Annotated in this window: 17 protein-coding genes and 1 pseudogene; 10 read left to right on the forward strand and 8 right to left on the reverse strand. The window is 31.6% G+C overall.

Going from position 1 to position 20,336, the window contains the following annotated elements; genetic code table 11:
- Window positions 1–68: 68 nt before the first annotated feature.
- The 5 genes from RH82_RS10415 to RH82_RS10435 form a co-directional block, all read right to left on the reverse strand.
- Window positions 69–2,234, reverse strand: coding sequence for a prolyl oligopeptidase family serine peptidase (locus RH82_RS10415; RefSeq protein ID WP_034060525.1), 2,166 nt, complete (start codon window positions 2,232–2,234; stop codon window positions 69–71).
- Window positions 2,235–2,327: 93 nt separating this feature from the next.
- Window positions 2,328–3,317, reverse strand: a complete 990-nt coding sequence (locus RH82_RS10420) for an aspartate-semialdehyde dehydrogenase (protein ID WP_034060527.1) — start codon at window positions 3,315–3,317, stop codon at window positions 2,328–2,330.
- A 181-nt stretch (window positions 3,318–3,498) separates the two neighbouring features.
- Window positions 3,499–3,909 carry a large conductance mechanosensitive channel protein MscL gene (gene mscL, locus RH82_RS10425; protein WP_034060528.1) on the reverse strand — a complete coding sequence of 137 codons (411 nt, stop codon included), beginning with the start codon at window positions 3,907–3,909 and terminating at the stop codon, window positions 3,499–3,501.
- A 93-nt stretch (window positions 3,910–4,002) separates the two neighbouring features.
- The gene (gene alr / locus RH82_RS10430) at window positions 4,003–5,109 is read right to left on the reverse strand and encodes an alanine racemase (protein ID WP_034060529.1); all 1,107 of its coding nucleotides are present in this window, start codon (window positions 5,107–5,109) and stop codon (window positions 4,003–4,005) included.
- On the reverse strand, window positions 5,102–5,743 hold the full coding sequence (locus tag RH82_RS10435; RefSeq protein WP_034060530.1) for a thymidine kinase: 642 nt from the start codon (window positions 5,741–5,743) through the stop codon (window positions 5,102–5,104). Before RH82_RS10435 ends, alr begins: the two co-directional genes overlap by 8 nt.
- 118 nt (window positions 5,744–5,861) lie before the next feature.
- Between RH82_RS10435 and RH82_RS10440 the strand changes: the two genes are divergently transcribed.
- Complete coding sequence (locus tag RH82_RS10440; protein ID WP_034060532.1) at window positions 5,862–6,590, forward strand: hypothetical protein; 729 nt, start codon at window positions 5,862–5,864, stop codon at window positions 6,588–6,590.
- An 8-nt stretch (window positions 6,591–6,598) separates the two neighbouring features.
- A complete protein-coding gene (locus RH82_RS10445) occupies window positions 6,599–6,970 on the forward strand; it encodes a DoxX family protein (RefSeq protein ID WP_034060533.1) in 372 nt (123 codons plus the stop codon).
- On the opposite strand, the gene RH82_RS10450 is transcribed toward RH82_RS10445, so the two are convergent.
- Both RH82_RS10450 and RH82_RS18410 read right to left on the reverse strand, forming a co-directional pair.
- Complete coding sequence (locus RH82_RS10450; RefSeq protein WP_034060534.1) at window positions 6,960–10,400, reverse strand: T9SS C-terminal target domain-containing protein; 3,441 nt, start codon at window positions 10,398–10,400, stop codon at window positions 6,960–6,962. The genes RH82_RS10445 and RH82_RS10450 overlap by 11 nt on opposite strands.
- 155 nt (window positions 10,401–10,555) lie before the next feature.
- Window positions 10,556–10,708: a hypothetical protein gene (locus RH82_RS18410; protein WP_156112452.1), complete on the reverse strand. Its 153-nt coding sequence runs from the start codon at window positions 10,706–10,708 to the stop codon at window positions 10,556–10,558.
- Window positions 10,709–10,801: 93 nt separating this feature from the next.
- Between RH82_RS18410 and rsmI the strand changes: the two genes are divergently transcribed.
- The 8 genes from rsmI to RH82_RS10490 all read left to right on the forward strand — a co-directional run bounded on the left by rsmI (window position 10,802) and on the right by RH82_RS10490 (window position 19,295).
- Window positions 10,802–11,473: a 16S rRNA (cytidine(1402)-2'-O)-methyltransferase gene (rsmI, locus tag RH82_RS10455; RefSeq protein WP_034060535.1), complete on the forward strand. Its 672-nt coding sequence runs from the start codon at window positions 10,802–10,804 to the stop codon at window positions 11,471–11,473.
- Window positions 11,474–11,494: 21 nt separating this feature from the next.
- A complete protein-coding gene (locus RH82_RS10460) occupies window positions 11,495–13,234 on the forward strand; it encodes a M28 family peptidase (protein ID WP_034060537.1) in 1,740 nt (579 codons plus the stop codon).
- Window positions 13,235–13,804: a uracil-DNA glycosylase family protein gene (locus RH82_RS10465; protein WP_034060539.1), complete on the forward strand. Its 570-nt coding sequence runs from the start codon at window positions 13,235–13,237 to the stop codon at window positions 13,802–13,804. It abuts the gene before it with no gap.
- Between the two features lie 671 nt (window positions 13,805–14,475).
- A complete protein-coding gene (locus RH82_RS10470; protein ID WP_034060541.1) occupies window positions 14,476–15,249 on the forward strand; it encodes a GLPGLI family protein in 774 nt (257 codons plus the stop codon).
- Window positions 15,225–15,539 (forward strand): peptidase associated/transthyretin-like domain-containing protein, encoded by a 315-nt coding sequence (locus tag RH82_RS18840; protein ID WP_034060543.1) that lies wholly within the window; start codon window positions 15,225–15,227, stop codon window positions 15,537–15,539. Before RH82_RS10470 ends, RH82_RS18840 begins: the two co-directional genes overlap by 25 nt.
- Before the next feature lie 28 nt (window positions 15,540–15,567).
- Window positions 15,568–17,907, forward strand: coding sequence for a TonB-dependent receptor (locus RH82_RS10480; protein WP_241148038.1), 2,340 nt, complete (start codon window positions 15,568–15,570; stop codon window positions 17,905–17,907).
- A gap of 463 nt (window positions 17,908–18,370) precedes the next feature.
- A complete protein-coding gene (locus RH82_RS10485; protein ID WP_034060545.1) occupies window positions 18,371–18,952 on the forward strand; it encodes a hypothetical protein in 582 nt (193 codons plus the stop codon).
- 73 nt (window positions 18,953–19,025) lie between these two features.
- Window positions 19,026–19,295: a hypothetical protein gene (locus RH82_RS10490; RefSeq protein WP_034060547.1), complete on the forward strand. Its 270-nt coding sequence runs from the start codon at window positions 19,026–19,028 to the stop codon at window positions 19,293–19,295.
- A 40-nt stretch (window positions 19,296–19,335) separates the two neighbouring features.
- Here RH82_RS10490 and RH82_RS10495 read toward each other — a convergent pair.
- Window positions 19,336–20,226, reverse strand: a pseudogene (locus tag RH82_RS10495) (IS256 family transposase, variant Zn-binding type); the annotation flags it as partial.
- Window positions 20,227–20,336 lie beyond the last annotated feature (110 nt).

The following is a 20,336-nucleotide window of genomic DNA, read 5'->3' on the forward strand; positions in this document are numbered from 1 at the left end:
CTCAGGTTTTTGAAACCTGAGAAGTCTAAATAGTGTTATTTAGTAGATTCCTGCCTTCGCAGGAATAGTTAATCCTTAAACTCGTCTTTCATTTTACTTGGTAACACATCATAACCCATATTAAATAGCGTGAAACCAAAAATATCTGCAGCTTGATCTATAGTTTTGCTTACTGGCGTTCCTGCTCCATGTCCTGCATCTGTTTCTATTCTAATAAGCGTTGGGTTTTTTCCAGATTGTTTTGCTTGTAATTCTGCAGCAAATTTAAAACTGTGTGCTGGAACCACGCGATCATCATGATCTCCTGTAGTTATTAAAGTTGCTGGATATTGCGTGCCAGCTTTTACATTGTGAACAGGAGAATAGCCTTTTAAATAGGCGAACATTTCTTTGTTATCTTCTGCTGTTCCATAATCGTAAGCCCAGCCAGCTCCTGCTGTAAAAGTATGGTAACGTAACATATCTAAAACGCCAACAGCTGGTAAAGCAACCTTCATTAAATCTGGTCGTTGCGTCATGGTCGCACCAACTAATAAGCCTCCATTAGAACCTCCTTTAATTGCTAAATAGTCGCTTGACGTATAGTTTTTAGCGATTAAATATTCGGCAGCAGCAATAAAATCATCAAAAACATTTTGCTTTTTTAATTGCGTTCCTGCATCGTGCCATTCTTTTCCATATTCTCCACCACCTCTTAAGTTTGCTACGGCATAAATACCACCTTGTTCCATCCAAACTGCGTTTGTAATACTAAAACCTGGTGTTAAACTAATATTGAAACCTCCATAACCATAGAGGATCGTTGGGTTTTTTCCGTTAAGTTTTATGCCTTTTTTGTGAGTGATTATCATCGGAATTTTTGTGCCATCTTTTGAAGGATAAAAAACCTGTACGCTTTCATAATCATCAGAATTAAAGTCGATATCTGGTTTTCTATATAATTTAGAAATTCCCTTTTTTATATCATATTTGTAAATACTTCCAGGAGTAACATAGTTAGTAAAAGAGTAATACAATTCTTTTTCTTCTTTTTTAGCGCCAAAACCGCCAGCGCTTCCAATACTAGGTAATTTTACCTCACGGATTAATTTGCCATTATAATCGTATTGAAAAATTTGAGACACGGCATCTACCATATACTCGGTAAAAAAGTAACCACCTGCTGTTGATGGACTTAATACGTTTTTGGTTTCTGGAATAAAATCCACCCAAAGTTCTGGAGTTGGGTTTGAAGCGTCAACTGTAACTATTTTCTGATTTGGTGCATTTAAATTGGTTACTAAAAACAATTTTGAACCTACATTTTCTAATAGATAAGTATCGCTGTCTGTGTTGCCAATAACTTCTACTAATGGTGCATTTGGTAGCGTTAAGTCCTTAATGTATAATTTATTTCCTGAAGTTGATGTACGAGGAGAAATTATTAGGTAACGATTATCTTCTGTAACGCTTCCATAAATATATCTATGTTTTTCTTCTGGAGTGTTTCCATAAATTATTTTATCATCTTTTTGCGATGTTCCTAGTTTGTGATAATATACTTTATGCTGATCTGTTTTTGCAGACAACTCGCTACCTTCAGGTTTATCGTAACTTGAATAATAGAAACCTTCATTTTTATACCAAGACATACCACTAAACTTTACATCGACAATAGTGTCTTCAATAATTTCCTTAGTTTCGGTATTCATTATTAGTATTTTCCTCCAATCGCTTCCACCTTCAGAAATAGCATAGGCTAGTTTTTTTCCATCCTTAGAAAAACTTGTACCTCCTAAAGAGGTTGTACCATCGTCGCTAAATCCATTTGGATCTAAAAACACAGTTGCTGTTGTTGGGTCTGCTCCTGTTTTATATCTATAAATTATATATTGGTTCTGGAGCCCTGTATTTTTGTAAAAGTATGTGTAGTCACCTTTTTTAAAAGGGGAGCCTATTTTTTCGTAGTTCCAAAGTTTGGTTAGTCTGTCTTTTAACTCATTACGAAATGGAATATTATCTAGATAACCGTAAGTTGCTTTATTTTGGTTTTTTACCCAATCCATAGTTTCTTCGCTTCTGTCATCTTCGAGCCATCTGTATGGATCTTTAACTTCTGTTCCAAAGTAAGTGTTTGCTTTATCTACTGTATTTGTTTCAGGATAATTTATTGTAATCTCTTTACGCATTTTTTCCTCTTTGTTACAAGACATAAGTATTGAAAGTGTTAGTAATAATAGTGCTATATTTTTCATATTAATAAGTGTTAATGAACTATAAAAATAAACAAAAAAGCGTTTACACTTTTATGTAAACGCTTTTTTGAAAATTAAATGACTTATTTTAGTCTAAATTAAATTGTTTTTAACCAAATATTCGGCAATTTGAACTGTATTCGTTGCAGCTCCTTTTCTGAGATTATCACTAACAATCCAAAGGTTAAGTGAGTTGGGTTGAGAACCATCTCTGCGAATACGTCCTACAAAAACATCATCTTTTCCATTAGCATATAATGGCATTGGATAGACGTTTACATCTATATTGTCTTGTACAGTAATACCTTCAGTATTGTTAAGTAATTGTCTTACTTCTGTGATATCAAAATCATTCTCAAATTCTACATTAACAGATTCACTATGTCCTCCAGCTGTTGGTATTCTAACTGCAGTGGCTGTTATTGCAATGGTTTTATCGTTAAGGATTTTTTGTGTTTCGCGAACCAATTTCATTTCTTCTTTGGTATAACCGTTGGTCTCGAAAACATCGCAATGCGGAATAGCATTTTTATGAATAGGATAATGATAAGCCATTTCTCCTTTTACGCCAGTCATTTCGTTTTCTAATTGTTGCATTGCTTTAACTCCAGTTCCGGAAATAGATTGGTATGTAGAAACAACAATACGTTTTATTTTGTATTTTTTATGAAGCGGAGCCAAAGCCATTACCATTTGAATGGTTGAACAGTTTGGATTGGCAATAATTTTATCTTCTTTTGATAGTTCGCCAGCATTAATTTCTGGAACAATTAATTTTTTGGAAAGATCCATTCTCCAAGCAGAAGAATTATCGATTACAGTAGTGCCAATTGCTGCAAATTTTGGAGCCCATTCAAGAGATGTATTGCCACCAGCTGAAAATAATGCTATATCTGGTTTCATTGCAACAGCATCTGCTAAGCTTACAATAGTAAATTCTTGATTTTTAAATGTTACTTTTTTTCCAACGGAGCGCTCTGAAGCTACAGGAATAAATTCTGAAATTTTAAAATTACGCTCTTCTAGTACTTTGCGCATTACTTCGCCAACCATGCCTGTAACACCAATAACCGCTAATTTCATAGAAAATTTATTTTTTTATTTCCGTGAAGATGGAAATCTAATTTAAATATAAAAAGCAAAGCTATTATATTTCTTACTGTTTGTCTTTAAATAGTTATTAATTTTTTCGTAAAAATTGGGCATAAAAAAATCGATTTTGCATTCCAAAATCGATTTTTAATATTTTTATTTAAAATTAGAGTTACTTTTTTAAAGCATCTCTAATTTCCTTTAATAAATCGTTATCAGATGGTCCAGCAGGTGCCGCAGGAGCAGCAACTTCTACTGGTTTCTTAGTTTTATTGTAGGCTTTCACTATCATAAACATTACTAAACCTACTATTATTAAGTTTATAATGGTGTTCACCCAAGATCCCCACATAATAGCGTTTTCAGGACTAGTAACTTTTCCAGCCGCGTCTAAAACAGCTTCGTCAAGAATTATTTTTTTATCATCAAAATTGGTTCCGCCTGTAAAATGGCCTACAACGGGCATTATAATGTTACCTACAAATCCTTTAACAACAGCGCCAATAGCTCCTGCCATAATTACAGCAACAGCAAATTCTATAACATTGCCTCCTGTAATAAATTCTTTAAATTCTTTAAGCATAATTTTAATTTTAAGTGAGTTGAATTAATTATTTGTTAAATTTAGTTAAAATTTTAACAAAAAAGTAAAATTATGAAGGCGTAAAAGTAAAAACTATCGACGAAATACTCGTTTTACACGCTGAGAGACAGAGCTTAGCAATTCATAAGAGATAGAATTGATACTTTCTGCTAAGTTTTCGGCTGAATGTTTTGGTCCAAAAACAATAACTTCGTCGCCTTCTTTGCATACTATATCTGTTACATTTACCATAATCATATCCATACAGACATTACCAATGATAGAGGCTTTTTCTCCATTTACAAATACGAAACCATTTCCATTTCCAAAAAGTCTGTTTAAACCATCTGCATGACCAATTGGTAAGGTTGCTGTTTTAGTCTTTTTAGTGGCTATAAAAGCGCGATTGTAACCTAAACTGTCTCCTATTTTTAAACTGTGAATTTGAGAAATAGTTGTTTTTAGTGTTGCTATTGGTTTCAGACTTTTATTAATTTCGATATTATTTCCAAAGCCATACAAGCCAATACCACATCTAACCATATCGAAATGTGCTTCGGGATAATTTAATATACCAGACGTATTACTTTGGTGTAAAATAGGCTGGTAGCCTAAGGTATTCAATACTTTTTGGGTGATACGTTTAAAGCTTTCAATTTGATTTATTGTGAACTCTTTTTCGTTTTTATCATCACTAGCTGCTAAATGTGAGAATAGTGATTTTATTTTAATTGCTTTTGTTGTCTCAAGACTGTTTAAAATACTTTTAACTTCAGTTTCAGCAAAACCTAATCTATTTAAACCTGTATTAAATTTTAGATGAATAGGATAATTTGATTGTTTTTGTTCTTCAGCAACAGCTATAAAATCATTTAAAACACGTTTGGAATAGATGCTTGGTTCGAGACAGCGTTCTATAATTATTTTGAAATTTTGTGGTTGTGGATGTAATACTAAAATTGGTGTTTCTATGCCTGCATCTCGAAGCGCAACGCCTTCGTCTGTATAAGCTACAGCGAAATAATCTACATTTATGTTTTTAAGAAATTTTGCTATTTCTAGAGCATCACTTCCGTAAGCAAATGCTTTTACTACGGCTAAGAATTTGGTATTACTTTTAAGTTTAGACTTTATAAAAGTAACATTATGCTTTAAAGCGTTTAAGTCTATTTCTAGAATGGTTTCCTGAGCTTTAGGCATCTTTATTTTTAGATTTTAGCTCCTCGGATTCATTCACTTTCATGGTTTTTACTTTTTCGCGCGTTATTGCCTTATAGTATGCTGCGCGACTTAAAGGTTCGTATTCTTCGATTTCCCCTAATAATACAAGGTCTTTACTTTCATTTTTTCTATAGCTAAATTGCGCTAAGTTTCCTGTGCGTGTGCAAACGGCATGTACTTTGGTTACATATTCTGCAGTTGCCATTAAATTAGGCATGGGACCAAATGGGTTCCCTTTAAAATCCATATCTAAACCAGCAACAATTACGCGAATGCCTTTATTAGCTAAATCGTTACAAACACGTACTATCTCATCGTCGAAAAATTGAGCTTCGTCAATACCAACCACATCGCAACCATCGGCTAAAATTGGAATATTAGCAGCAGCAGGAACTGGAGTTGAACGAATTTGGTTAGCATCGTGAGAGACTACCATTTCATCATCATAACGTACATCTATTGCAGGCTTAAAAATCTCCACTTTTTGCTTTGCAAACTGCGCGCGCTTTAGTCTTCGAATGAGCTCTTCGGTTTTTCCAGAGAACATGGAACCGCAAATAACTTCAATCCAACCAAATTGTTCTTTTTGATTTACTGTATTTTCAAGAAACATTTCGTAATTTTAACACAACAACGAGATAAATTTCTCGTTGCTATAAAGGTGGCTCAAATTTATTAAAAATCAAAAGCCTAATTTGTATAAATTTGAATAATTATAAAAACTTTAATTTATGATGAAGAAGTTAGAATCCGAATTGATGAGCATTGCTCACAAGATTCTTAAACTAAAAGGGAAAGAGGATGTAAATAAAATGCATTCTGAAGTGGCTGCATTGTACGAAAAACTTACCGTTTTAAAATTCGCGCAAGAGAATTTTGAAAACGATTTGCCAACCATTGGTAATAACTCATCGTTTTTTGGGATGTTAGATACCGCTTTTAATAACACGGTAAGTGATAATATTGAGGTAGGAAACAAAACGTATATTGATGTAGATGAGCGTGATGATGATGAAATAATGGAACCAGTAATGGAAAAAATTAAAGATATGGTGGCCCAAATGCCTGAAGAAACGCAGCAGGTAGATGCTGTTTTTGATGCTATTCAGTCTAAATATCATAAAAATGATTTTGAAGATATTACTGCCGATTTTAAAGAAACTCCAATTTTTGATAAATTAAGTGATGTTAAATCTGCTGAAAAAAAATCGTTAAACGATAAGTTAAAATCTGGCGGGCTAACTATTGGTTTAAACGACAAACTGGCTTTTATTAAGCATCTATTTGATGGTAAAAATGAAGATTACGATCGTGTAGTTTCACAGTTAAATACAATGTCTAATTTTGATGAAGCCAATACTTTTATTAAAACTACTGTAAAACCAGATTACAATTCTTGGGTGGATAAAGATGAGTATGCTGAGCGTTTTATGGAGCTTATTGAGTCTAGATTTAATTAGTAGAACTAATGAAAATTCAAAAAATAATCTATTGGACTGCAACTTTAGGAGTTTGTAGTGTATTCTTGTTTTCGGCAAGTATGTATTTTGCTAAGTATGATATGGTTAAAGGCTTTTTTGAAGCACTTAACCATCCTACTTATATTATTTATCCTTTAGCAACACTAAAAATTGTTGGTGTTATTATGATTTTATGGCGTAAAAATAGCTGGCTTACAGAATGGGCATATGCAGGTTTTTTTTTCAATGCTATTTTAGCAAGTGCTGCGCATTATAATGCAGATCATGATATAGGACTCTCTTTTGTTGCAATTCCGTTAATTTTAATATCTTACTTTTTAGGAAAAGTTGAGAGGCCAATAATATCAACTAATAGTTAAGGTATATCCAACCTGCAAAAGGTTTTTCGATAGACTCAATTGTTATTACATAATAGTACGTTCCAACCGGTAATAAAGCATTAGACTTTGGAGTACCTTTGTTTGGGATACCATTCCAGTTGTTTTTATAGTTATTAGCTTCGAAAACCAACGTTCCATATCTATTAAAAATATTAACACTATTTACTGGATAATCTTCAACACAATTTATTGTGAATGTATCGTTATCTCCATCGTTATTAGGGGAGATACCTTGAGTAATTTTTAAACAATCGTTTACAGAAACTTCAGCTGAATCTTCATTGTTCGTATCATCCTGATCTATTTCTTCAACACTATCTAAACTTGCAGTGTTCAATAAGTTGTTAGATGAAATCACTTGAGCTGTTATGGTAAGTGTTTCAGATTGATTTGGAGATAAATTGGGTAAATTCCAAAGAAAGGTTGAGTCGTTATATATGCCATAAGTTGTATTAGCACTACTGTAAATGTAGCCAGAAGGAAGACTTTCGTATATAAAAATATTGCTACCGTTTGTAGTTCCAAGATTGGTTACCGTAATACTAAATGTAACAGATTCTCCAAGACTTGTTTCTATTGGCGAAACAGATTTTAAAACTTCAATATCAACATCAGGTATTAAAATAGTGACTTCTGCTGTATCTTGATTGTTTGTAACGTCTCTATCTGTTTGTGTAACGCCATTTAAACTAACACTATTTATTAAATTATTTGATGAGATAACCTGAGCTGTAATACTTAATGTTTCGGTTTGATTTGGTAGTAAACTATTTAAACTCCATAAGGATAAAGTATCGTCATAATTTCCTAAACTAGTAGAAGCAGATATAAATTGATAACCCGTAGGAAGGGTTTCTAAAATTGTAATATTTGTTGCTTCGTCTGTTCCTAAGTTAGAAACTGTAATTGTAAAAGCCACGTTTTCTCCAACAAATGCTTGAGTAGGTGAAACAGACTTTAAAACTTCAATATCAACATTAGTGTTGTCTACAATGACCTCTAAAGTTGCATTAGCAAGTGAAGTATCGATATTGTTTTGGTCTGAGAAATTACTATCATTATTTAAATAATCACCAATACTTGTTGCCGTTACAGGAACAGCAAACGTGCAAGTACTTACATTAATAGGAAACATTAAATTATTTACGATAACACTAGTGTCTCCATTATTTCCTGTAAAAGTTGCAGTACAACCATTGCTTTGTGTCCAGCTTATTGGTCCAGAAACAGATAATCCAGTTGGAAGGTTATCGGTAAAATCGATATTGTTTTGAGCAGGGTTTCCTGCTAAATTAGTAACTGTAAACTCTAAAACACTTTCTTGACCAGCAATAATTTGATTTGGTGTAAACGATTTCAAAACGTTTGGAGCTATAACCTGAACGTTGCTAATAGAAATATTAGTTTCGATACTTAATTCTTGGTTATCACTTTCGTTTGGAATTGCCTGAGCATTATTTGTAAAAGCGCCACCATAACTTGGAGCAGTAACAGGAATTACAATTTGTAGTGTAGAAGCCGCGTCCATATTTGGTATGACTCCAATAATAGTATTTCCGTTTATGGTAAAAGAAGTACAACTAGCATTGCCATTTACAACGGTACACGTTGGCACACCGTTTAAAGTAAACTGGTTTCCTATTATATCTTGAAAGTCTATATTAATAGCATTAGAACTCGTATTGCTATTTGTGATATCGATAATCCAATTAAAACTTTGATTCACAATAACCTGAGTGAATTCTGGATAAGTTTGCACAACCAAATCTACACAAGGTGCAAAAAAGGTTATTACACTAGCTTGATTGTTACCTTGTGCATTATCGGCTAACCCATCACTACTAATTATCTTCACAGCATTAGTTGCTTCTATTGCATCACTAGAACATTCTGGTTGCCAATTTACAACTACTTGAAAAGTAATAGAACTTTGAGCAGGTAAGGTGTAGCTATCTTCTGGTGTAATACTCCAAAATATATCTTCTATTCCAGCATCTGGAACACCATCTAAAATAACACCAATATTAGTTGTATTAATAGTTGGGCAAATTGCTGTTCCTGTTGTTGAAATACAATGTACAGAAATCAAAGTAGCTGAGGTTAGTACATTTGCTCCATTGGGCATATAATCCTGTATTTCTATTAAAGCATCTAAGTTTTGATTTGGGTTGGTAGCTGTAATTTCATAAGTTATATTTCCCCAACTAATAGTATTTAGGTCATCGCTACCAAGCGGTAAAATAGGATCTATTTGTGTTTTAGTAATCTGTAAATCGACAAGGTCTTCTGGTTCGCAAGTAGGTAACGCTGGTAAGATTACAAAGTCGCTTTCTGCATTATTAGCCATGTTACTATCTAAAATATTTGGTTCCAGTAAATTAATTCCACTTCTTACATGTCCAGTTGAATTATTAGGAGTTCCTGGAGAACAATCATCAGGATCTATAAACTTTGCAATTGTTGTTATAGTTATAGTAACATTTGCAGGAATATTAAAGTTGTTACTTAACCAAAAAGTATCTTGATCTGTTAAAGTAAAATCGTTACAGGTTATATTTCCAGTAGTTGTATCGCAAGTAATGGATACAATATCCCACTCTATATTTATAGATAAATTTTGAAGAAAAAAACGTCCAAAGGCATCTAATGGTCCATTATTACATACAATAGTTTCAAAAGTTACTTCTTGATCCCAATTTACCATTTGCGACGGTAAAGGATTAATTTGAGTGGTTTCTATACACAAATCTGTTGTAAAACACAGAGGAGCATCAACCAGTTGAGTAAAAACCACATTAGAATCGTTAGAAGACTCATTGGCATGATCTAATTCAATTCTAATAAAACTATCTGCGGCTAATGGGCCTAATTCAATACTACAAGTAGGTTCTAAATATTGATACACAATTTCAAAACTTAAAGTGCTATTAGCATTAAATAGAATTGGGTTATTATAGCTAAAAAATGGACTTGCTCCTGCATTACTAGTCATTTGAGGTACACCAGAAACATCGGGACACAATGTACCATTTGTTCCGTTTGAGCATATTATAGATTGAAATTGTACCAGTGGTACTCCAAGATTACTGGCATTTGCCAATAGTATTCTTCCAGAAAAACCATCTAAGGGAAAGGGAATACTGCTATTATTTGTTATTGTAAATTGGTAGGTAACTGTGTCGTCCCAATTATTTATTCCTGTACCTTCTAGAGGTGCAACTTGAGAATAGACTACAGAGAAATCTATTGGTAAATCGGTTACATCTATAGATATTATAGATTGATTGTTTGCCGTGTTAGAATCGGTAGTTCCATTAGGGGAAAGAATTGTAACACTTGTTGCAATACCTCCAGGACTAATTGGTGCACCTACTGTAACCAATACTTCAACGCTAGAATTATTTGGCATATGCGCAATCGTTCCTGTTAATTCATTACCTGTAAAAGAAAAATTAGAAACAGCACTAGATCCTCCATTAGGATTTTGACTTATAGATGTGAAATAGTTAATATTCGTATTTAAAGTCTGAGAAAAGGTAGCATTATTAACTTCATTTCCAGAATTTAATACTGAAAATTTTCAAAGATATTAACCTGAGAAACAGAAGTTCCAGAACTATTTTGAGCTTCAACAACAATCGATAAATCTGTTGTTTGTGCTTTTACATTTAAAAATGAAAAACAGAAAAGGAAGAAGCAAATAGTGATTTTTTGCATTGGTTGGTTTAGTTAATAGATACCTAAATTATAAAAAGGTTGCGTTAATAACTATTAAAAAGATTGTAAATTTGAAAATATAAGCAATACTAAATGAGTAAACTCTACATCGTACCAACTCCAATAGGAAATCTCGAAGATATGACTTTTAGAGCCATTTCGGTTTTAAAGTCTGCGGATTCTATTTTAGCTGAAGATACAAGAACTTCAGGAAAACTTTTGAAGCACTACGAGATAAAAACACCAATGCAAAGTCACCATATGCATAACGAACATAAAACGGTCGAACGTTTGGTTGAACGTTTAAAAAGTGGTGAAACTATTGCGCTTATTAGCGATGCAGGAACACCTGCCATTAGCGATCCAGGTTTTTTATTAACACGAGCTTGTGTAGAAAACAATATTGAAGTCGATTGTTTACCAGGCGCAACAGCTTTTGTTCCGGCTTTGGTAAACTCTGGCTTGCCAAACGATAAATTTGTATTCGAAGGTTTTTTGCCAGTTAAAAAAGGAAGGCAAACGCGATTAAAACTACTTGCTGAAGAAACTAGGACTATTATTTTTTACGAGAGTCCACATAAACTTCTAAAAACATTGGGTCATTTTTGCGAATATTTTGGAGAGAATAGACCCGTTTCTGTATCTCGAGAGCTTACTAAAATGTTCGAAGAAACCATAAGAGGAACAGCTAAAGAAGTTCTAGGGCATTACACTAATAAGCCACCAAAAGGTGAGATTGTTATTGTTGTTGGCGGAAAAAAATAAACATAAAATTCAATTTAGAACATGGTTAAAAAACAGATTTTTATTTTAGTAGTTTCAATCTTATTTATAGCTTGTAATACTACTAAAATAAGCGCACAAACGCAGTCGTCATCAACAGAAAACACAGATTATTTTAATCTTGTGAGCAATGAGTTTACAGGTGATTTAGCTTACCAGACGACCGCCTTCGTCGAGAAGTATTGGCGAGTAGTTGGTAATAAGGGTTTCGATGCTAGTATTTACGAAATAGAAAAGCAGCTTAAAAATGCGGGTTATATTAATGAAAATAATGCGACTCCAGAAACTATTTTCACGTATAGAATAGAAAAAAGAGAACTAAAAAATCCCACTTGGGAACCGGTTTCTGCTATTGTAAAAATTGAAGGAGAAGACAAGCCGTTATTACATCAAGAGACCAATAGAAATATGGTAATGCTAAACTCTTATAGCACACCAAAAGAAGGTGTAAATGCAGAAGTTGTGTTTGTAAAAGATATTACGAAATTAAAAGATATAGACGTAAAAGGAAAAATAGTGTTTGCAGAGGCCAATCCTTTTAGAGTATATAATTCTGCACTTGTAAAAGGAGAAGCTATTGGGATGATGACTTATGATAATCCTAAATACTTACAACCTGAGAAAAACACGACTTCCATTCAGTTTCGTTCAATGCCATTAAACACGGAATTAAAGCCATGGGCAATTGCATTGTCATACGAAGCAAAAGAAAGATTAAAATTAGCTCTTAAAAAAGGCAAAGTAAATCTAAACGTTGCTATTGAAACTAAAATTTATCCTTCAGAAGAACTTACTATAGTTGCAGAAATTAAAGGCTTAAAAAAGCCTAAAGAACGTTTAGTCTTTAGTGCACACGTTCAAGAACCTGGAGCAAACGATAATGCAACAGGAGTTGGTGTAGCTCTAGAAATGGCAACTGTAACGGCTAAACTTATTAAAGAAGGCCAATGGTCTAACAATCGAACATTAACCTTTCTTTGGGGAGACGAGATTGTATCTACCAAACGCTATGTTGAAGAAGATAAAATAAGAGCTAAAGACATTAAATGGGGAATTAGCTTAGATATGGTTGGCGAAAACACAGATATAACTGGAGGTACTTTTTTAATTGAAAAAATGCCTGATCCAAGTGCTATTTGGACTAGAGGAAATGATAAACATACAGAATGGGGAGGAAGAAAAATGAGCTTAAACCAGATGAAACCTCATTACTTAAACGATTTTTTAATCACTATTTTTCAAGAACAAGGCAAAAGAGCGAATTGGATTGTAAAAACAAATCCTTATGAAGGCGGAAGCGATCATGTACCATTTTTAAGAGGTAATATTCCAAGTGTTTTGTTTTGGCATTTTACAGACCAGTTTTACCATACAGATAATGATAGACTAGATAAAGTATCTAAAACAACACTTAGAAATGTTGGAACAGCCGCTTTAGTTTCTGCTTACACGCTTTTAAACGCTGACGAAAATTTAGCTAAAGGAACACTAATGCAAATAGAATCTGCTGCAATAGAAAGATTAAACGAAGAATTAAAACAAGGAAAAATAGCCTTAGCAAATGGTGAAGATCTAAAAACACAAATAGAAATACTAGAGGCTTGGAAAGACTGGTATAATAAAGCTCTTGAAACCACAAAAGATATGGTTGAAGAGCATTCTACAATAGCGGATGCTATTTTGAAATCTCAAAATAAAATTAAAGCGATAACTACACAAAATATTACGAGGTTAAGTAATTAAATGGAACCCTTACTCCACAATATTAGCCAGTGTGTGATTTGTAAAGCCCATTTACCTCTAGGTCCAAGACTTGCGGTTACTGCGCATCCAGAATCTAAAATTGTAATTATTGGGCAAGCACCGGGAACTAAAGTACACGCATCTGGAATTCCTTGGGACGACCAAAGTGGTAAAAAATTAAGGCAATGGCTAAATGTAAGCGATGAAAATTTTTATAACACTAAAAATTTTGCCATTGTACCAATGGGCTTTTGCTATCCAGGCAAAGGAAAAACGGGAGATTTACCCCCAAGAAAAGAATGTGCTCCAGAATGGCATGAAGCGTTACTTAATAAAATGCCTAAAGTAGAATTAGTACTATTAATTGGCGCTTATGCTCAAAAGTACTATTTAAAAGAAAACTTTAAAAAAAATCTTACCGAAACCGTTGGTAAGTATAAACCCTATTTACCAAAATATTTCCCAATGCCTCATCCTTCACCAACCAATAGGTTTTGGAGAAGTAAGAATCCTTGGTTCGAAGAATTGGTTGTTCCAGAGTTACAGAAAGTAGTTAAAATCATCTTGTAGAAAACTACCACTTCGCCACCATTACGGTTTTTACCGTAACTCAACAACACCAAAAACCCATATTATCGATAATATGCACAAATATTGAAAAAATAATTTGTGCAGTATTATTTTTTTTATTTTATGTTTACAAAGTATTCAATATTAGTTTGAGAATTAAGAAGCCTCAAATTAGTAGAGAATATGGTTGCAACTTAAATAGCTTGCGCAAGTTTATTTTTAATAGTACAGCTTCTTAAAAACGCTTCTTAGCTTCTTAATTTTTTGCTTCTTAATTTTATTAACCAACCAGTTTAAAATATAAACTGGTTTAAACTTTTAAATTATGAAAAAATTATTTTTTGCTTTAGCATTTATGCTTATCGGAACTTTTTCTTTTGCAAACTCTTTAGAACTAAAAGACAACAATTGTATGACGCTTAATGATTAAGTTAAGGTTGTTAATACCAAATTTGAACAAGGCACTTGCAAAGCCACATTTAATGTTTATAATTCAGAAGGTGAACAGACTGGTACAGTTACTTATACTTGGACCTCACAGAGTGGTTTTACGTGTAACCAAGAAGCTTATGCGCTTTTAAATTGGTTAAACGGCAATTTATAATCCAATTATACTGCTTAACTTAATCTTATAAAAGGTTGAGCAGTATTAATTTAATAAATTCATACATATGAAATTAATAGTATTACTTCTATCAATTAGTATTTCAATAGTTGAGCTAAGCGCTCAAGAAACCCTTAATTATAATTTAAAAATTAAATATGATATAAATTATAATACCGAATTACCAAACACAAAAAAAGGAACCTTGTATGTTGATAATTCTAATTCTAAATCTATTTTTATTTATGGAAAAAAAACGACTAATTCTCAAGAACAAAGTGATGAGGATGATCTTACTTTCAAACTTATTTCTAGTGGTGTTGTAAAATTTAATTATTTAGATTTACTAAAAGACACTTTATACTCAAAAGAGAAAGCTTCTAATAAAGTTTTTGTTATCGAAGAAAAGAAACCATTATTAAACTGGACGTTAAAAAATGAAGAAAAAATAATAGATGGAATAAAAGTAAAAAAAGCATTGGTCAATTTTAGAGGAAGAAACTATGTCGCTTGGTATAATGAATTATACCCAATTAAATTTGGCCCATGGAAGTTTAGTGGCTTACCAGGTCTTATCTTTGAAATATATGATGAATCAATGAGATACCATTGGATTGTTACTTCAATATCAAAACAAGAAGAGAAGTCTTTAATAATTGACTCACTCTATAATAATCTTGAAAAAATTGACATAAAAAAATATGTTGACTATAGATACAATAGTAGGTTGTCAATTATCAACGAATCTAGGCTACCAAGAGGAACTGTTATAAAAAAAAATAAAATTAAAAGAAATGGTATGGAAATAGAATTTGAATGGGAAAAGGAAACGAAAGAATAATAAACATAGGTTTAACAATAGTTGCTTTCTTTTTATTTCAAAAGAGTTGTTTTTCTCAAACTACAATTTTAGGCACGGTAAAAGACAGTACTAATAATTTATATTCTACAAGTGTAATACTTAAAGATAGTTTGTCTAAATCAATTATTACTTATACCTATTCTAATAACAGAGGTGATTTCGAACTAAAAACAAATAAAACAGGTAAATTTAATTTAGTATTTATTGCCTTGGGCTATAAACCTAAAATCATTCCTATAGTCTTAACACTTAAAAAAGGCACCTCTTAAAATTAATGTTGTTTTAGATAGCCAACCAATGCATTTGGATGAAGTTATTATCCAAGCAGAAAAGTCAATTTCTATTAAAAAAGACACCATAAATTTCAAGACAAAATATTTTGTAAATGGCACAGAAAAAACGGTAGAAGACCTCTTGAAAAGAATTCCTGGGATTAATATTGATTCTGAGGGTATAATAAAAATAGGTAACCAAGAGATTGAAAAACTAATGATTGATGGAGATGACCTTTTTGAAAAAGGTTACAAAATTTTATCTAAAAATATGCCAGCCTATCCCATTGAAGAAGTTGAGGTTTTAAAAAACTTTTCTAACAATAGATTATTAAAAGGTATTGAAGAAAGTAATAAAGTTGCTCTAAATTTAAAATTAAACGAAAACGCGAAAAATATTTGGTTTGGCAATATTGAAACAAATATTGCTAATGATAGTTTTTACCAACTAAAAGGCAATTTGATGAACTTTGGTAAGAAAAATAAATATTTCTTTTTCACCAATTTCAACTCAATTGGTTACGATGCTACAGGTGATATTGAAAACTTAATTCGTCCTTTTCGTTATAATGAACCTGCAAGTATTGGAGATAATCAAAAAGTAAACTCTTTATTGAATTTAGCACCAAACAATATTAATTTTAAAGAAAGCAGAACTAATTTTAACAATGCCAAATTAGTTTCGCTAAATGCTATTTTTAATCCAACTAAAAAGTTAAAAATAAAAACACTAGGATTTTTAAATTTGGATGAAACGGACTTTTTTAGAAACTCAAGAGATTTTGTTAATGTGAGCAATACAAACTTTACTAATACACTAGATTATCAATTAGAAAACAAAAAGAGAGTAGCTTTTGGGAAATTAGACTTTACATACAATATCTCAAAAACTAAAATGTTAGAAGCCACAACCAAGTATAACAATGGCGATTTTAAAGACACATCTAATTTAATGTTTAATGGCAATTCTACTATTGAAAATTTACAATATCAAAACACACTTTTCGACCAAAAAATTAGCTATACAAACAAATTTAAAGACAAAAAAGTATTTTTGCTAACAGGACGTTTTATTGATGAAAAAACACCACAGTATTATGCTATAAATCAATTTTTTTATCAAAATTTATTTCCTACAACTAACAATGTTACTAATGTAGAGCAGCAAAACACTAATCAAATGCAATTTACTGGTGTAAATGCACATTTATTAGACCGAAAAGATAATGGCAACTTAATTGAATTACAATTAGGTAACGAATATAGAAAAGATAGGTTAGAAACAACATTTTTACTTTTTGAAAACAATATAGTTTTAGAACAACCAAACGAATATCAAAACAAAACTAATTATCAAGTTAATGATTTATATTTTAAAAGCAAATACAGATTAAAAATTAAAGATTTTGGTATAGTGGGTAAATTAAATGCGCATAAACTTTTTAACCAATTAGAAAATAATAATGTAAAGAGCAATCAAAATCCGTTTTTCATCAATCCTAGTTTAGGTTTTGATTGGAAAATAAATGACAAAAATAAAATTATTTCTTCTTACTCTTACAATAGCACAAATGCAAAAGTTTTAGATGTATTTAGCAATTTTGTGTTAACTGATTTTCGTTCTTTCAATAAGGGAACAGCAAATTTTAACCAACTAAATGCTTCAAGTGCTGTTTTAAATTACCAACTTGGTAACTGGAGCGATCGTTTTTTCACAAATACATTTATTATTTATAGCAAAAACCACGACTTCTTTACATCAAACACTGCTGTAGAACAAAACTTTACTCAAGCAGAAAAAACTCTGATTAAAGACCGAGAGTTTATAAGTTTTAATTCAAAATTAGATTATTATTTCAAATTTATTTCATCAAATTTAAAATTTGATTTAGGCTATATAAAAAGTGAATTTAAAAATATTGTAAATAATTCCAATTTAAGACTAGTAACCTCAAACAACTATAACTATGGTTTAGAATTACGTTCTGGTTTTAAAGGTATTTTCAACTACCATGTTGGCACTAAATGGACAAGGACAGAAATAGAGACTACAATAAATAATTCGTTTACAGATAATGTGAGTTTTTTGGATTTGTCATTTATTTTTAATAAAAAGCTAGATTTTCAATTACAATCTGAAATTTACTACTTTGGAAATTTACAAAACGATAACACGTATTATTTTTTGGATTTTGATGCAAGTTATAAACTCATTGATAACAAATTGACTTTAGGACTTACAGGTAAAAACCTATTTAATACCGAAAGATTTAGTAGTTTTTCAATTAGTGATATTGGAAGTTCAACTACTGAATATAGATTACTGCCCAGATTTGTTCTTTTAAAATTGGAATACAGATTTTAAAAAAGTAACACTAAGTTCAAACAAGACAATAGCTTTAGCGACTTTTTAATAAGCTACAGCCAAACCTTTATTTTACCTAGAATTATTATGTTTAAAGTAGCTTATAAGTTGTAGTTTAAAGTTTTTTTGTAATAATTAAACAGCACTAAAACAGTGTTTTACGTTTTTTACCGTAACGTAAAAATACCAAAAACCCATCTTTTCGATGAAATGCACAAATGCAGCCAAAATAATTTGTGTAGTATTGATTTTTTTTAGGTTTATAAAGTATTCAATATTAGTTTGAGTTTTAGAAGCCTCAAATTACTGGAGAATAAAGGTTGCAACTTAATAACATGCGCATGTTTATTTTTAAACCTTACATTTCAGCTTCTAAAAAATGCTTCTAACCTTCTAAAAAATAGCTTCTTAATTTTATTAACCAACCAGTTAAAAAACAGAAACTGGTTTAAACTTTTAAATTATGAAATATACTAAAGTTATTCACGAGCACTTAAAAAATAGTAGAGAAGTGAGTAAAAAATTAAAGAAAATCAGTTTTCTTTTATTACTAGCTCTAACATTTTCATCTATAGTATTTGTTAGTTGTCAAAATGAAGAAGTTAACCCTGAACAAGAATTAACACAGATAGATAGTGATGCATCTAAAATAGATAAACTTTTAGTAGATTATAAATCTAATTTAGTAAAAAAGGCTTCAACGCTAAAAGACGATCAAATCATAACTTTTGAAGTCGTTAAGAATTTAAAAACTGGTGAAATAACGATTCAGAATCAGAAAGTGGTAAGTTTCTTTCCCATAGACGAAAAATCGACTTACTATAATAAAATTTCTGATTCTTACCAAGTAAGTTGCGATAGAGGAGGTGGCGGAAGTGATGATTGGAGTAAAGATTGTGATGGAAAATGGTCTTGTGGAAAACTTATTGCAGCTTGTCTTGACGAAGGTGGGTGTTCAACAATATGCGAGCAAGAAATGTCTAAAACTGGAAATATTGAAAAATTATATTCTTCAGTCGAAATCACCTATATTCCAGTAAAATAATTTTGGCATAACATGTATTTAAAAATTCTCTTCGCTCTTTTTTTGGGGTGAAGAGAATTTTAATTACTAAAAAATGAAACAGATTCTATTTTTACTTATTATAACATTATATTCATACCAATGTTACTCGCAGAACATTATAATAGTAGATACTATAACAAAAAAACCTATTGCATTTGCTGCTATAAAATTTAATGAAAATGGTTTTTATACATCAGATGATGGGATCTTTAATTTAAATAAAATTGATGCCAATTTACTTGAAGTCAATTTATTACTTGAATCTAGCAAAACGAACACGTCTGACACCTATTTTAAGCTAGACAAAAACAACAAGTTATGAAGCCTTTTACTGCTTCTTTTTTATGTCGTTTTAAAGTGTATTATCCTTTTAAAAATTCATTTATAAATTTGATTTTCCTGTTTTTAGTCAAGCCATTATGATTCCTCAATTTGTTTTTTAAATCTGAAAAATGACCATCAATCATATTTGTTGTATTAGGTATATTTTGATCGAAATTATCATACCAAGTAAAGAGCCATTTTATATTTGTGTTTAGACTTCTATAAGCACTTCTGAGTCGTTTATGAGTATAGTAACTTTTTCCTGTTTCGAGGTTTGTAGTGCGCTCATTTAGGAAGCATTCCCATTTTGTAAACCATAATCCTAAGCCTCCAGCAAAAGATTCTTTATCGTTCTGTTTTAACAAGCTTACAAGTGCTTTAAGCTCAATTGAAGCAGGCATCTTAGGGTTTTTAGTTATGTATGGTCTTATGGTTGCAACCTGATGAAACTGACAAAGCTGTACAGGTAAATTCTTAAACAATCCTAGAAGTCCCTTTCTTCCATCACAGACAATTGCAACTATAATATAGCCTCTTGATATGAGGTGATTAACACCTTCTAAGTAAAGTGTATTAGTTTCTGAACGGACATAATACCAAAGTAGATTTTCTTTGGTGTAGGCGTCCTTAAATAACATCAAACCAAAGCTTCTACCCCAATAGGTTGTATCCATTAAAACTACAATTTTCCTCGGAATGCGCTCTGGAATTGTAACCTTGTATAAATCCATTTTTCGCTGGATAGTTCTCTTAGAACATCCGTGCTTTCTAGCAAGTTGCTGGTAAGTCTGTTTTCCTTTAGTATAGTCTTCCCAAATGATAGCAGGAATGACTTGTTTTCCTCCTGTAAAAAACGTGCCGCAGGATAAACATTTGTAGCGTTGTTTTTCATTTCTAATCCCATATTTTTTGGTTAGGGAACTCTTACAATAAACACATTTTTTTTATTCAAAGCCTTTGATTTACTACAAACCTAATCAATATAAGGGCTAACAAGATTATCAGCAACCATTTTGTCTATTACATCAACATTTTATAC

This window comes from Lacinutrix jangbogonensis, from assembly GCF_000797445.1.
Lineage (GTDB): Bacteria > Bacteroidota > Bacteroidia > Flavobacteriales > Flavobacteriaceae > Lacinutrix > Lacinutrix jangbogonensis.

Coding starts and splice junctions, on each gene's coding strand:
- RH82_RS10415 (WP_034060525.1), bottom strand. CDS start 2,234: ATGAAAAATATAGCACTATTATTACTAACACTTTCAATACTTATGTCT.
- RH82_RS10420 (WP_034060527.1), bottom strand. CDS start 3,317: ATGAAATTAGCGGTTATTGGTGTTACAGGCATGGTTGGCGAAGTAATG.
- mscL (WP_034060528.1), bottom strand. CDS start 3,909: ATGCTTAAAGAATTTAAAGAATTTATTACAGGAGGCAATGTTATAGAA.
- alr (WP_034060529.1), bottom strand. CDS start 5,109: ATGCCTAAAGCTCAGGAAACCATTCTAGAAATAGACTTAAACGCTTTA.
- RH82_RS10435 (WP_034060530.1), bottom strand. CDS start 5,743: ATGTTTCTTGAAAATACAGTAAATCAAAAAGAACAATTTGGTTGGATT.
- RH82_RS10440 (WP_034060532.1), top strand. CDS start 5,862: ATGATGAAGAAGTTAGAATCCGAATTGATGAGCATTGCTCACAAGATT.
- RH82_RS10445 (WP_034060533.1), top strand. CDS start 6,599: ATGAAAATTCAAAAAATAATCTATTGGACTGCAACTTTAGGAGTTTGT.
- RH82_RS10450 (WP_034060534.1), bottom strand. CDS start 10,400: ATGCCAAATAATTCTAGCGTTGAAGTATTGGTTACAGTAGGTGCACCA.
- RH82_RS18410 (WP_156112452.1), bottom strand. CDS start 10,708: ATGCAAAAAATCACTATTTGCTTCTTCCTTTTCTGTTTTTCATTTTTA.
- rsmI (WP_034060535.1), top strand. CDS start 10,802: ATGAGTAAACTCTACATCGTACCAACTCCAATAGGAAATCTCGAAGAT.
- RH82_RS10460 (WP_034060537.1), top strand. CDS start 11,495: ATGGTTAAAAAACAGATTTTTATTTTAGTAGTTTCAATCTTATTTATA.
- RH82_RS10465 (WP_034060539.1), top strand. CDS start 13,235: ATGGAACCCTTACTCCACAATATTAGCCAGTGTGTGATTTGTAAAGCC.
- RH82_RS10470 (WP_034060541.1), top strand. CDS start 14,476: ATGAAATTAATAGTATTACTTCTATCAATTAGTATTTCAATAGTTGAG.
- RH82_RS18840 (WP_034060543.1), top strand. CDS start 15,225: ATGGGAAAAGGAAACGAAAGAATAATAAACATAGGTTTAACAATAGTT.
- RH82_RS10480 (WP_241148038.1), top strand. CDS start 15,568: ATGCATTTGGATGAAGTTATTATCCAAGCAGAAAAGTCAATTTCTATT.
- RH82_RS10485 (WP_034060545.1), top strand. CDS start 18,371: ATGAAATATACTAAAGTTATTCACGAGCACTTAAAAAATAGTAGAGAA.
- RH82_RS10490 (WP_034060547.1), top strand. CDS start 19,026: ATGAAACAGATTCTATTTTTACTTATTATAACATTATATTCATACCAA.